Genomic DNA, 13,110 nt, shown 5'->3' on the forward strand with positions numbered 1-13,110 from the left:
CATCGGTGCGGGTATGTTGTTTGTAACCGAGTTTGTAGATGCCGTTTTTCTTTGTCCAACGGGCATCTTTATCTTTGCTCGGTGTGGTTTGGCCACTAACTTGTCCTTCTTCATCGACTTCTATGGCCTGACGCTGTTTGCTGCCGGCGGTCTGAATAATGGTGGCGTCAATGACGGCGGCGGATGCTTTCTCTACTTTTAGGTTTTTTTCGGTCAGTTGGCGGTTAATCAGTTCCAGCAGTTCAGACAGGATTAAAACGTCGTCTGAAAATCGACAATTCGTTTTCAGACGACGTTTTATGAGAAATTCAGCAAATCCCTTTCATCTTCCCCAAAAAATCAATCTCCTCACCCGTACCTTCCTCCCCTGCCAAACCGTGCAGCAGTAATCCTAATACGTCCTGCGGTAGTTTTTGCGGCGCAGCGGCATAAAGCGCGGCCAGTTGCGGATGGCGCATCAATATATCCGCCTGACGGATGAACAGGTCGATGAGTTCCACCGGCAAATCGGGCTGAATCAGGCGGCGTTGTTGCAGGGTGTGGAAGAAGCTGCGCATAAAGGCGTATTTTTCTTCGTTCAACTCATGGAAAAACCGCTCCAGCTCCAAATCGGTGTTTTCTTCGATGTCACGCAGGAAGGCGGCGGAATAGAGTTCTTCAAACGATTGTTTTTGTAGGACAAACACGGCTTCGGCGGCTTCGCGCAGGCTGCATTGCCGTGCGAGCAGGTTTTCGAATTCGGCGCGGACGCGGTTTTTCTGTTCGGTAACGATTTCCTGCAAGAGTGCGTTTTTGCCGCTGTAATATTTGTAAAAAGTAACGCGGCTGACGGCGGCCTCGGCGCAGATTCCGCCCACGGATACGGCGGAAAAACCGTGTTCGCGGAACAGGCGGCGGGCGGTGTCGGCGATGGTTTGTTGTTTACTGGCATTCATGACGTTAAGAAGATTTTGATTTTGTTCATAAAGGGCTTTCATTAAATTTATCCGTAAGCAGGATACTCATCATATTTCCCCACAGCGGCAATGGCAATACAGCGGCGTTTCAGACGGCCTCTTTCCTTATCCCTCCGCTCCATCCTATGGATGAGGGCTGTCGGATGCTTAGCAAGCCACATTCATAAAGGCCGCAGAATCGCCCTCACCAACCTTCTCCCACCAAATGGGAGAGGGAATTGTTTTTTAGATGGTTCACTATAAAAAGGAACAAGTAAAGTGAATGATAAACACTTGCATTCCTGTTTTTTGTTTCTTATACTTTACATTAATAGTTTGTTTTATGTAAATGTGTAAACAACAAATATTTGCATACTGCCGGATCGGTTGGATTGCCTGATGTTCAATCCGCCCCGGTGTATGCCGTCTGAAAGGATAAGGAAATGCAGAACCCCCCCCTCCGCCGCCTGCCGCTGCTGCTTGCCGCCGCTTTCGCCTCCGAATGGATTTATGCCACTGATACGGCGCAAGATGCGGAACAAGTGCAGTTGGAAGAAGTCGTCGTAACCGGCGAACGCACCAACCGCAGCGGCTTTGAAACCGCCACGTCCAACCGCGTTTTCACCACGCCGAACATCGACCGCAGCGGCCACAATCTTTCCGCGACCGACCTGCTCAAACAGACTGTGAACACGGTGGACTTGGGCAGCGGCAACGATTTGCCGACCGTGCGCGGCGTGGACGGCTCCGGCCCCGCCACCGGCGCAGTGGCGTTTTTCGCGGGCACGCGGCCGCGCCTGAACCTGTCCATAGACGGCCGATCCGCCACTTACAACGAATATGCCTTCGGCACGCAGTCGCTGTGGGACATGCAGCAGGTGGAAGTCTTGCGCGGGCCGCAAAGCCATGTGCGCGGGCAGAACGCGGTGGTGATGCGTTCCAAAGACCCGACCGACGAATGGGAAGGCGCGCTGCGCTTGGGTTTGGGCAACCAAAAAACGCGCAACATCGCCGGCGTAGTGTCCGGCCCGATTGTGAAAAACAACCTTGCCTTCCGCCTGAGCGCGGAGCGGCAGCAGCGCGAAAGCTACGAGCCGTTCGTGTCCTACGAGCCGACCGGCAACCCGCGCCGCGTGGAAAACACCAATGTGCGCTTCAAACTCCTGCTCACGCCCGAAAACCATCCCGATTTTTACAGCCGCCTGACACTGAACCACATCCGTTCGCGCGCGCCGCAAAACGAAATCATGGGCAACACCACCAGCCGCCGTTTTTTAAAAGAAAAGCCCGTGTTCGTAACCGGCTCGACATCAGGCATCTGGGACGTATCGTGGCAGCTTAACGACTATCTGAAACTGGAAAACAAACTGGTTTACGGCCGCTACCACAACGAGCGGCTGCACCTGCCGATGACCGTCAGCCCGCAAGGCGTGCCCGCCGAACTCAAAGGCCGCGAACTGCAATGGGAGCCGGTATTGCATTTTTCCAACAAAGGCCGTCTGAAAGGCTTTGCCGGACTGCACTACTTCCGCAGCAAACAAGACGAATGGGTAGATATCCGCAGCGTCGGCGGCCGCAACACCTTTGATGACCGCAACAGCGTGCGCGCCCTGTTTGCCGAAACCACATACAGCCCCGGCGAAAAATGGGACATCACAGCCGCCGCACGCCTTGAAAAAGAAACGCACAAACGAAGCGGCGGCAGCGGCGCACTGCACCTTGATTTAGACAAAGGCCAGACCGTGTTCCTGCCCAAAATCGACATCGCCTTCAAACCCACCGACCAATGGGTCAGCGGCATCAAAGCCGCGCGCGGCTACAACCCCGGCGGCGCAGGCATCACCTTCGGCCGCCCCGTCGTAACCTACACTTATAAACCCGAATATGTGAACAACTACGAGTGGTACACCCGCTGGCGCAGCGCAGACCGCCGCCTGCAACTCTCCGGCAACCTGTTCCTGAACCACTACCGCGACATGCAGCTCCCCTTCTATCTCGGCACCAACTCCGTCGTCATCCGCAACGCCAAAAAAGTCCACACCTACGGCGCAGAACTCGCCGCCGACTGGCAGGCCACCGACAGCCTGAAACTCACCACCGGACTGGGGCTGCTCAACACCAAAATCAAAAGCTATCCCAACAGCGGCATTGAAGGCAACAAACTCGGCCGCGCGCCCAAATACACCGCCAACATCGGCGTGAAATACCTGAACGACAAAGGCTGGGAAGCCGGCGGCGACGTGCGCTTCTACGGCGGCTACTACTCCGCCGCCGACAATGCCGAATCAGGCAAAATCGGCGCATACAACCAAGTCAACCTCTACACCGCCTACAACTTCAAACAAGGCCGCATCTCGCTCTACGCCGACAACGTGTTCAACCGCCGCCACCCCATATTCATTTCCAGCGCCGACCGCCAAGACGCACTCTACCAACGCCCCAGAAGCGTGGGCGTAAGCGCGGAATGGAAGTTTTAGGCTGGGCTGAAATGATGGAGGCCGTCTGAAAAAACGTAGGTCAGGCATCAATGCCCTAGCTACGGTTACTGGAATAACGAAGGTCGTCTGAAACGGCCTTAACAACCGATTATCGTCATTAGCTTACGCAAGTCCGCTTCGCTACCCCAAAACACCCAAAGGAACCACATGATCTACTTCACCCCCGCCAAAACCCTACCCGAAGGCACCGTCTACCTGACCGACCTGACCCACGTCGCCGACTTCGCCGACTGGCTGGTCGAATTCGAAACCCTGTTAAACCAAAACCGCCGCTTCGCCACCGTCTGCACCCCGATGCGGCGGCAGGTGAGCGACGAACAGCGCATTGCCGACCGCAAAACCTACATCGAATGGATAAAGGCACACCGGCCGCAACTCGCCGAACGCTGCGCCGCCATGCTCCTCATCGAACCCGACGCGGCGCAACTGGCGTTCTTCCGCGAACAATCGTCCAAACTCGCCCCCGCGCTGGGCGTGAACTACATCGTCGAAGCCGACGAGCAAACCGCCCTGCAAAAGGCAGAAGAAGCGTTGAAGGCCGTCTGAAAAAGACTGCAAACACCGATAGCGGTTTTCGGCCGCAAATCAGCTGCACACGCTTGATTTTTTTATTTTCAGACGGCCTTTACCTTCACACGTTCCGCCCCAAGGAAAACCAACCCATGCCGCAAACCTCCGCTTCCCCCGCCCCACGCGACTGGCTGCTGCTTATCGGCGGCAGCACCTACAAATTCACGCTGACCAGTTTTTATCTGGTCGCGCTGGTCGCTATTTTGAAAAACCACGGTTACAGCCTGAACCAACTGAGCTGGATACATTTAATCGGCGGTATCGAAGCGGCGAAGGTGTTGTTTGCCGCGTTGATGGAGCGGCGGCCGGCGGGGCGGTTCGGGCGGTTTCGCGGCTGGCTGCTGGCGGCGACGCTGGGGCTTTCGGCGGTGTTCGGGCTGATGGCCTGCATCGACATAACGCAGAACTTCCCGCTACTTTTGGTTTGCTGCGTTTTGCTCTCGGCCATGTCGGCGGTGTACGGCTGCGCGATGCTGGGCTTGTCGTGCATCGTCCTGCCGCACCGCGAACGCGGTTTCGGTGGTGTGATTCAGACGATGGCGGCGCGCGGCGGAAAGATGATCGGCGGCGCGCTGGTGTTGTGGCTGTATCAGGAATACGGGCAGACGGCGGCGGCGGGCTTTATGCTGGCGTTCACCCTGCTGATGTTGCTGCAACTCTTGTGCTACCGCGAGTCGGAAAGCCCGACGGCACAAGGCGGTTTGACGGCATTGGCGGCACGGCTGGTCTCCTTTTGGCGGCGACCTGAAACGGGCTGGCGGTGGCTGGTTTTGCTGTTTGCCGTTGCCGCACCGTATGCGTTTGCGGCGGCGACTTTTGTGCCCAAGCTGGCGGATTTGGGCTTCTCCCCGAAACAGACGGGCGGGATTCTAGCGGTGGGTATTCCTGTTGCCTGCCTGATTGTTACGCCGCTGTCGGGCTGGTTTTCGCGCAATTATCCGCGCCGCAAACTCGTGTTCCTGCTCTACGCGCTGCAACTGCCGCTTTTGGCGTCCATGACCGCCATCGACGCGCTCGCCCGCGTCCATCCTTGGCTGCCGCCCGCGCAAATCATCGCCCTGAGTCTGAGCTACACGCTGCTGCCGCCGGTAATACTGGCGTTGGTGATGGACAAATCCGACCGCGCCACCGCCGCACTCGACAGCAGCCTGCAATTTTCCGTCGTCCTGCTCGGCAGTTACGCGGCCGGTTTCGCCGCCCTGCGGCTGGCAAAGTCGGTCGGCTATGCCGATGCGTATTGGGCGGCGGTGGGTCTGGCCATATTGGTGGGCGGGCTGCTGTATGCGTGCCGAAGCCTGTTTGATTCAGACGAGCCGTAAGACTCAAAGAAAGGCCGTCTGAAAACCTGAAATAGGGTTTTCAGACGGCCTTCCGTTATTTTCCGCTACTCTTGCGCTATGATTTCCACGCCCGCTTCTTGCAAGGCGAGATCTTTGCAAAATACGGCTCAGAAACCCCCTGCAAACTGCGTTTACAAGCCTCAGCCTGTCTGTTTAATCCAATAGGGCATCTACAAACGCTTTGGCATTAAACGGACGCAAATCGTCGATGCCTTCGCCTACGCCGATGTAGCGGACAGGAACAGGGCGGTCGGAGGCAAGGGCGGCAAGGATACCGCCTTTGGCCGTACCGTCGAGTTTGGTGACGATAAGGCCGGTCAGACCCAACGCTTCGTCAAAGGCTTTCACTTGGTTGACGGCGTTTTGACCGATGTTGGCATCAAGTACGACGATGATTTCATGTGGCGCATCAGGCATGGCTTTTTGCAACACGCGCTTCACTTTTTTGATTTCTTCCATCAAATGAAGCTGCGTCGGCAGACGGCCGGCTGTATCGGCAAGCACAATGTCGATTCCGCGCGCTTTCGCGGCTTGAACGGCATCGAAGCAAACGGCTGCGGAATCGCCCGTAGTTTGCGAAATCACGGTCACATTGTTGCGTTCGCCCCAAGCCTGAAGCTGCTCACGCGCGGCGGCACGGAAAGTATCGCCTGCCGCCAGCAACACAGATTTGCCCTGTGCTTGGAAGTATTTGGCCAATTTGCCGATAGATGTGGTTTTGCCTGCGCCGTTGATACCGGCAAGCATAATCACGAAAGGCTCCTTAGTTTCCGGCAAGACCAGAGGTTTTTCCAAAGGCTTAATCAAGTCGTACAGCGCATCTTTCAGCGCGCCGCGCAATTCGTTGCCGTCTTTGAGGCCTTTGAGGCTGACACGGTCGCGCACATCTTTCATCAAGTATTCGGTGGCTTCCATGCCCATATCACTGGTAATCAGCACGGTTTCTAGCTCTTCGTACAAATCCTCGTCAATCTGTCCGCCGCCGAACACGCCGGCCAACGATTTTGCCATTTTGTCGCGTGATTTGGTCAAGCCTTGTTTCAAACGCGCAGCCCAACTGAGCTTGTGTTCTTCTACCGGAGCAGGGGCTTCAGCCGGTGTTTCCCCAACGGCTTCTTGAAATTGCTCGACAGCTTCGCTAACTGCTTCAACAACTTCTTCTTTGACCGCTTCGGCTTGTTCTGCTGCTTCCTCAGCAGCCTCGGCCACTTCAGACGGCATCTCGGCAACGGTTTCTTGAACCGGTTCAACAGCCTCGCTGACGGTTTCAACGGCCGCTTCTTTTGCCGCTTCAACGTGTTCTTCTACTTTTTCGACTGTTTCAGACGGCGTTTCGGTTAAAGCTTCCCGAACCTGTTCGACGGTTTCGCTGACAGTTTCAACAGCCGATTCGACAACTGATTCAACATGCCCTTTGACGCTTTCTGCTAAAGATTCGGCATCTTCTTTAATATTTTCAACTACTTGAGCAACTTCAGATTCTACTTTTGCTGCGGTTTCCTGAACTTGAGCCTCCTCAGGAGCCGGAGTTTCCTGTTTTTTCTTGCGACGGAAGAAGCTGAACATTAAATTTTCCTTTTAATTTTAGAAACTTGAAATAAGGAGTATTGTAGCGTATTTTACGTGGCAAGGTCGTCTGAAAATCAAGGTTGTCAGGTTTTGGCATTTCCAACGTCTAACGAAACAAACCATCCACACAGGAAACATAGAGATGAATCCCCGCACATTATTTTCACTTTGCACCAAGTTCGGCTGCCTGCTTGCGCTTGGCGCCTGCTCATCCAAAATGATGGATACCGAAGCCGCAACCGTACCGCAGGCATTGTCCTCGTTGAAAACCCCTGATAACCGCCCTGCCAGTGTTTTCCTGAAAAAAGACAAACCCACCCTGATTAAATTTTGGGCAAGTTGGTGTCCTTTGTGTTTGTCCGAATTGGGACAAACCGAAAAATGGGCGCAAGATGCAAAATTCGGTTCTGCCAATCTGATTACCGTTGCCTCGCCCGGTTTTCTACACGAGAAAAAAGACGGCGACTTTCAAAAATGGTATGCCGGTTTGAACTATCCCAAGCTGCCCGTCGTAACCGATAACGGCGGCACCATCGCCCAAAGCCTGAATATCGGCGTTTATCCTTCTTGGGCGTTAATCGGTAAAGACGGCGACGTGCAGCGCATCGTCAAAGGCAGCATCAACGAAGCGCAGGCGTTGGCGTTAATCAGCGATCCGAATGCCGATTTAGGCCGTCTGAAAAATTCGTTCTACAAACCCGACACACAGAAAAAGGATTCAAAAATCATGAACACGCGCACCATCTACCTCGCAGGCGGCTGCTTCTGGGGCTTGGAAGCCTATTTCCAACGCATAGACGGCGTGGTTGACGCCGTATCCGGCTACGCCAACGGCAAAACGAAAAATCCGAGCTACGAAGACGTGTCCTACCGCGACACGGGTCATGCCGAGACCGTCAAAGTCACCTACGATGCCGACAAACTCAGCCTCGACGACATCCTGCAATACTACTTCCGCGTCGTTGACCCGACCAGCCTCAACAAACAAGGCAACGACACCGGCACGCAATACCGCAGCGGCGTGTACTACACCGACCCCGCCGAAAAAGCCGTCATCGCCGCCGCCCTCAAACGCGAGCAGCAAAAATACCAACAGCCCCTCGTCGTCGAAAACGAGCCGCTGAAAAACTTCTACGACGCCGAGGAATACCATCAGGACTACCTGATTAAAAACCCCAACGGCTACTGCCACATCGATATCCGCAAAGCCGACGAACCGCTGCCGGGCAAAAGCAAAGCCGCCCCGCAAGGCAAAGGCTTCGACGCGGCAACGTATCAAAAACCCAGTGATGCCGAACTCAAACGCATTCTGACCGAAGAGCAATACCAAGTGACCCAAAAAAGCGCGACCGAATACGCCTTCAGCCACGAATACGACCATCTGTTCAAACCCGGCATTTATGTGGACGTCGTCAGCGGCGAACCCCTGTTCAGCTCCGCCGACAAATTCGATTCCGGCTGCGGCTGGCCGAGCTTCACCCGCCCGATTAACGCCGCCGCCGTTACCGAACACGACGATTTCACTTACAACATGCACCGCACCGAAGTGCGCAGCCATGCCGCCGATTCGCACTTGGGACACGTCTTCCCCGACGGCCCCAAAGACAAAGGCGGCCTGCGCTACTGCATCAACGGCGCAAGTTTGAAATTCATTCCTTTGGAAGAAATGGACGCTGCCGGCTACGGCGCATTGAAAGACAAAGTGAAATAACCGATTGAATCGAAAAAGGCCGTCTGAAAAAGATTTCAGACGGCCTTTTTAATTTGTCGGATGCAAAGGGTTGGTTTCTTATCTATCAAAAAATCTCAATAACTAAGAAAGTGCACCCTGCAAAAACCTTTTAAATTCGTTTTGCCAACTCTTCGGCTTTGCCTACATACAACGCAGGGGTCAGCTCAAGCAATTTGGCTTTGGCTTCTGCCGGAATTTCCAACGATTCGATAAAAAATTTCAACACTTCAGGCGTAATGCCGTCTTTACCGCGTGTCAGATCTTTCAACTTCTCATAAGGATTGGCCACGCCGTAACGACGCATTACGGTTTGGATCGGCTCGGCCAGCAGTTCCCAAGTAGCGTCCAAATCGGCAGCAAGGGCGGCAGGATTCGGCTCAAGCTTGTTCAGACCGCGCAGATGGGCGGCAAAGCCCAATACGGTATAGCCCACGCCTACGCCCATATTGCGCAATACGGTGCTGTCGGTCAGGTCGCGCTGCCAACGGGAAATCGGCAGTTTTTCAGACAAAAAGCCCAATACGGCATTGGCCATACCGAGGTTGCCTTCGGAGTTTTCAAAGTCGATCGGATTGACTTTGTGCGGCATGGTGGAAGAACCGACTTCGCCTGCTTTGACTTTTTGTTTGAAGTAACCCAAAGAAATGTAGCCCCAAACATCGCGGTTAAAGTCGATCAGAATCGTGTTGACACGGCTGATGGCTTGGAAGAATTCCGCCATATAGTCGTGCGGCTCGATTTGAATGGTGTAGGGGTTGAAGGTCAGGCCGAGGCTGATTTCAACGAAGTTGCGGCAATGGGTTTCCCAATCCACATCGGGATAAGCGACCATATGGGCATTGTAGTTGCCGACTGCGCCATTAATTTTGCCGAGGAACTCTTGCGCTTGCAGGTTTTTAAATTGACGTTGCAGGCGGTACACGACATTGGCGATTTCTTTACCCAGTGTGCTTGGTGTAGCAGGCTGGCCATGCGTGCGGCTCATCATAGGGACGGCAGCCAACTCATGCGCCATGCCGGTCAGTTTTTCGATGATTTCAGCCAGTTTCGGCAGCAAAACAACCTCACGCGCTTCTTGCAGCATTAAAGCGTGGGACAGGTTGTTGATGTCTTCACTGGTGCAGGCAAAGTGGATGAACTCGCTGGCGGCAGCCACTTCAGGCACGCCGGAGAAGCGTTCTTTAAGCCAATATTCGATGGCTTTGACATCGTGATTGGTGGTCGCTTCAATGGCTTTGACGGCGGCGGCATCTTCAAGCGAGAAGTTTTCGATCACTTTGTCGATTTCGGCAAGCGTAAAATCACTGAAAGCAGGAACTTCTACAATCTTAGGCTCGGCGGCAAGAGCTTTGAGCCAGTTTAATTCAACTTTGACACGCGCACGCATCAGGCCGTATTCGGAAAAAATCGGACGCAATGCTTCAACGGATTTGGCGTAGCGGCCATCTAATGGGGAAAGTGCAGCGATAGGGTTAATCATGTCGGATCTTCCTATGGGGTGAAAACCAAATTGTTTGCAATTATACATGATTTTACACTTCAAGGCCGTCTGAAAGACAGGTTTCAGACGGCCTTTTCAGCGTATTTTTCATAAAATTCTTTTCAGAGGTTTAACTTTGCAAAATCGATTTACGATATATGCCATCTTCACGGATAATATTGGCTGACTTTTTGTAAATAATGAGGTTTTATGAATATCAAACGTTTTTCCCTAGCTGCAACCGTATTTGCAGCTTTGATGTTGAGTGCCTGTGAAACAACCACCACTTCGAGCAGCAGCAGCTGGACCAATATCGGCACCATCTCTGAAGGCAATATCAAAGTGGCCATTGATAGAAGCAGCATTAAAAGAAATGGCGCACTGGTTACTTTCCGCGATAAAAAAACTGTTTCCAAACTGAAAGAGGAACGTTTCGTCAATACGCCGGCCTATAAAACGGCCATCGGCAACTGGGAAATTCATTGCTCAAACAAAACCTATCGCCTGGCAGCGCTGCAACTGATGGACGAACACGGCCGGGTGATTTCCAACCAAAGCTATACGCCGACCAGCATCCGCCCAATGAGCGTCATGAGCGGCACGATTACTGAAAAACAATACGAAACTGTGTGTGGACATAAGCTTTAATCCACACTTATTCACAAAGTTATCCACAGTTTAAATATTTAAAAGGCCGTCTGAATGCTTTGAATATCAAGTTTCAGACGGTCTTTTTATGTTTTGATGGAAATTTATCTTCAAATTTATCCACAAAATTTGTTTATTCAAAAATAATTTATTACAGCGATTCATTTACGCTCAAAATTTGCTTCATTCTTTGCAAGAACATTTCACAAAATACTGCTTTCTACTCTATTTACTAACTTACTATCTGCTTAATCGATCTGTATTTACAGACTGCTATGCATCAAACTGAATCTGCGCTAAATGCTTTTCACAAAGGTATTCCAATCTTTTGGAAAAAAATTTGCTTCTCCAAATAAATATCTTTTGATGATACAGTCCTTCTTTAACGCAGCCTTGCTCCTGTTTCTCCGTCAATAATCTGGCTAGGCGTTTTCTGCTTACCTATCAATCCGCCTACAACCCAGACTTTCCTGCCAAACTGTCTTCTGACTTCCCTTTCCGTTTTACATGCCCGTTTGCCTGCACGATTGCATGAAGTAGAGACTAAAGGTGTTTCCAAAACCTGACACAAACGTCTTGCACCTGCGTGCGCAGGAACCCTGACAGCCAATTTACTGCGTCCTTTTCCCCGCAATGAAGGCAATACTTTTTTGCTGGCCGGCAATAAGAAAGTTTTCGGAGCCGGCCATGCTTCATGAAGCATGGTTTGGATATTTTCAGACGGCCTTTGCAGCAAAGGCTGCAACTGTTCCAAGCTATGGCCAATGACAATCATGCCTTTGTGTTGCGGTCGTTTTTTCAGATGAATCAGTTGATTGAGCGCTTTGGACAAAGTAGGGACACAGCCCAAGCCATAACAAGACTCGGTAGGATAGGCAACCAAACCGCCTTTTTTTAGATGCGCCTGCAGCCTGCGTTGGGCTGCAGCCGATAAAATTCTGGGGAACATCATCATATACCAAGGCCGTCTGAAACTACGATTGTCGGACAATCTGTGTTCAGACGGCCTGTTTCTATTCATTATTAACGGTTGATGGCTTTATCGGCAATGTCTTTACGGTATTGCATACCGTCAAAACGGATTGTTTCCAATGCCTCATAAGCCTTGCTTTTAGCTTGGGCAACATCATCGCCCAAACCGACTACACACAACACACGGCCGCCGTTGGTTACCACTTCGCCTTTTTCATTCGTTGCAGTACCGGCATGGAAAACTTTACCGATTTGATTGGCCTTATCCAAGCCAAAGATCACATCGCCTTTTTTCGGAGAATCAGGATAGTTTTGTGCGGCCAACACTACGCCTACCGCAGTCTGCGGATTCCATTCGGCAGTAACACTATCCAGTTTGCCGTCGATTGCCGCCTCAACCAAATCCACCAAATCGCTATCCAAACGGCTCATAATCGGCTGGGTTTCAGGGTCGCCGAAACGGCAGTTAAATTCGATGGTATAAGGCGCACCTGTTTTATCAATCATCAAGCCCGCGTATAAAAAACCGGTAAATTCATGACCTTCTGCTTTCATACCGGCCACAGTCGGCAAAATAATTTCATTCATAGCACGCTCGTAAACATCAGGCGTTACCACTGGAGCAGGGCTGTATGCACCCATACCGCCGGTATTAGGGCCTTTGTCGTCATCCAACAGGCGTTTATGGTCTTGACTGGTTGCCATCGGCAAAACATGATTGCCGTCCACCATAACGATAAAGCTCGCTTCCTCGCCTTGCAGGAAATCTTCAATTACAACACGCGCGCCTGCATTGCCCATTTTGTTGCCCAACAACATATCGTTAATAGCGGCATGGGCTTCATCCAAAGTCATGGCGACAATCACGCCTTTACCGGCAGCCAAACCATCCGCCTTAATAACAATCGGCGCACCTTTTCGATTGACGTAATCATGTGCCGCATCGGCATTTTCAAAGGTTTGGTATTGCGCGGTTGGAATCTTATATTTTGCCATAAATGCTTTAGCAAAATCTTTTGAACTCTCCAGTTGGGCCGCGTATTGAGTCGGGCCAAAAATCTTCAATCCGGCAGCACGGAAATCATTCACCACACCGGCAGCCAAAGGAGCTTCAGGACCGACTACGGTAAAGGCAATATTTTCATTACGGCAAAAATCAATCAAATCTTGATGCGCCGTCAACGCTATATTCTGCAGTTTAGGCTCAATTGCCGTTCCGGCATTACCAGGTGCAACAAAGACAGTTTCAACTTTAGACGACTGCGCCAATTTCCAAGCCAGTGCGTGTTCACGTCCACCATTACCAATAACGAGCAATTTCATACCATCTCCTTGAAGAATAGATGTTGTAAATAAAATTCAATTG

At 52.0% G+C, this 13,110-nt stretch carries 11 protein-coding genes and 1 pseudogene; 5 read left to right on the plus strand and 7 right to left on the minus strand.

The genetic code is table 11. The features are described 5' to 3' along the window. The 3 genes and pseudogenes from HMPREF2872_RS11570 to HMPREF2872_RS12000 all read right to left on the minus strand — a co-directional run. Positions 1–250: pseudogene (locus HMPREF2872_RS11570) on the minus strand (IS5/IS1182 family transposase); the annotation flags it as partial. Between the two features lie 58 nt (positions 251–308). After that, positions 309–977, minus strand: coding sequence for a TetR/AcrR family transcriptional regulator (locus HMPREF2872_RS04390; RefSeq protein WP_070631475.1), 669 nt, complete (start codon positions 975–977; stop codon positions 309–311). A 5-nt stretch (positions 978–982) separates the two neighbouring features. Further along, positions 983–1,117: a hypothetical protein gene (locus HMPREF2872_RS12000; protein WP_283118988.1), complete on the minus strand. Its 135-nt coding sequence runs from the start codon at positions 1,115–1,117 to the stop codon at positions 983–985. 261 nt (positions 1,118–1,378) lie between these two features. Here HMPREF2872_RS12000 and HMPREF2872_RS04395 point away from each other — a divergent pair, with 261 nt between their 5' ends. The 3 genes from HMPREF2872_RS04395 (at position 1,379) to HMPREF2872_RS04405 (ending at position 5,322) form a co-directional block, all read left to right on the plus strand. Beyond that, on the plus strand, positions 1,379–3,412 hold the full coding sequence (locus HMPREF2872_RS04395) for a TonB-dependent receptor (protein ID WP_070631477.1): 2,034 nt from the start codon (positions 1,379–1,381) through the stop codon (positions 3,410–3,412). Between the two features lie 168 nt (positions 3,413–3,580). Further along, entirely contained in the window at positions 3,581–3,979 is a 399-nt protein-coding gene (locus HMPREF2872_RS04400) for an extensin (RefSeq protein WP_070631479.1), read from the plus strand. Between the two features lie 116 nt (positions 3,980–4,095). Continuing rightward, positions 4,096–5,322, plus strand: a complete 1,227-nt coding sequence (locus tag HMPREF2872_RS04405; protein WP_070631481.1) for an MFS transporter — start codon at positions 4,096–4,098, stop codon at positions 5,320–5,322. 174 nt (positions 5,323–5,496) lie between these two features. Here the strand turns inward: HMPREF2872_RS04405 and ftsY are convergent, their stop codons facing one another. Further along, entirely contained in the window at positions 5,497–6,909 is a 1,413-nt protein-coding gene (gene ftsY / locus HMPREF2872_RS04410) for a signal recognition particle-docking protein FtsY (protein WP_070631483.1), read from the minus strand. A 145-nt stretch (positions 6,910–7,054) separates the two neighbouring features. Here ftsY and msrAB point away from each other — a divergent pair, with 145 nt between their 5' ends. Next, a complete protein-coding gene (gene msrAB / locus HMPREF2872_RS04415; RefSeq protein ID WP_070631485.1) occupies positions 7,055–8,623 on the plus strand; it encodes a bifunctional peptide-methionine (S)-S-oxide reductase MsrA/peptide-methionine (R)-S-oxide reductase MsrB in 1,569 nt (522 codons plus the stop codon). A gap of 130 nt (positions 8,624–8,753) precedes the next feature. Here msrAB and purB read toward each other — a convergent pair whose 3' ends face one another. Further along, entirely contained in the window at positions 8,754–10,124 is a 1,371-nt protein-coding gene (purB, locus tag HMPREF2872_RS04420) for an adenylosuccinate lyase (protein WP_070631487.1), read from the minus strand. Between the two features lie 210 nt (positions 10,125–10,334). Here purB and HMPREF2872_RS04425 point away from each other — a divergent pair, with 210 nt between their 5' ends. Beyond that, the gene (locus HMPREF2872_RS04425) at positions 10,335–10,772 is read left to right on the plus strand and encodes a surface-adhesin E family protein (RefSeq protein ID WP_070631489.1); all 438 of its coding nucleotides are present in this window, start codon (positions 10,335–10,337) and stop codon (positions 10,770–10,772) included. Between the two features lie 382 nt (positions 10,773–11,154). Here the strand turns inward: HMPREF2872_RS04425 and HMPREF2872_RS04430 are convergent, their stop codons facing one another. Further along, a complete protein-coding gene (locus HMPREF2872_RS04430; protein ID WP_070631588.1) occupies positions 11,155–11,724 on the minus strand; it encodes an L-threonylcarbamoyladenylate synthase in 570 nt (189 codons plus the stop codon). A gap of 71 nt (positions 11,725–11,795) precedes the next feature. Next, positions 11,796–13,067, minus strand: coding sequence for a phosphoribosylamine--glycine ligase (purD, locus tag HMPREF2872_RS04435; RefSeq protein ID WP_070631492.1), 1,272 nt, complete (start codon positions 13,065–13,067; stop codon positions 11,796–11,798). Positions 13,068–13,110 lie beyond the last annotated feature (43 nt).

It is taken from the genome of Neisseria sp. HMSC069H12 (genome assembly GCF_001812735.1).
GTDB classification, from domain to species: Bacteria; Pseudomonadota; Gammaproteobacteria; order Burkholderiales; family Neisseriaceae; genus Neisseria; species Neisseria subflava.

Excerpts from the sequence above, each read along its gene's own strand:
- purB (WP_070631487.1), bottom strand. The coding sequence starts at position 10,124 with ATGATTAACCCTATCGCTGCACTTTCCCCATTAGATGGCCGCTACGCC.
- HMPREF2872_RS04390 (WP_070631475.1), bottom strand. The coding sequence starts at position 977 with ATGAAAGCCCTTTATGAACAAAATCAAAATCTTCTTAACGTCATGAAT.
- HMPREF2872_RS12000 (WP_283118988.1), bottom strand. The coding sequence starts at position 1,117 with ATGTGGCTTGCTAAGCATCCGACAGCCCTCATCCATAGGATGGAGCGG.
- HMPREF2872_RS04405 (WP_070631481.1), top strand. The coding sequence starts at position 4,096 with ATGCCGCAAACCTCCGCTTCCCCCGCCCCACGCGACTGGCTGCTGCTT.
- ftsY (WP_070631483.1), bottom strand. The coding sequence starts at position 6,909 with ATGTTCAGCTTCTTCCGTCGCAAGAAAAAACAGGAAACTCCGGCTCCT.
- msrAB (WP_070631485.1), top strand. The coding sequence starts at position 7,055 with ATGAATCCCCGCACATTATTTTCACTTTGCACCAAGTTCGGCTGCCTG.
- HMPREF2872_RS04430 (WP_070631588.1), bottom strand. The coding sequence starts at position 11,724 with ATGATGTTCCCCAGAATTTTATCGGCTGCAGCCCAACGCAGGCTGCAG.
- HMPREF2872_RS04400 (WP_070631479.1), top strand. The coding sequence starts at position 3,581 with ATGATCTACTTCACCCCCGCCAAAACCCTACCCGAAGGCACCGTCTAC.
- HMPREF2872_RS04425 (WP_070631489.1), top strand. The coding sequence starts at position 10,335 with ATGAATATCAAACGTTTTTCCCTAGCTGCAACCGTATTTGCAGCTTTG.
- HMPREF2872_RS04395 (WP_070631477.1), top strand. The coding sequence starts at position 1,379 with ATGCAGAACCCCCCCCTCCGCCGCCTGCCGCTGCTGCTTGCCGCCGCT.
- purD (WP_070631492.1), bottom strand. The coding sequence starts at position 13,067 with ATGAAATTGCTCGTTATTGGTAATGGTGGACGTGAACACGCACTGGCT.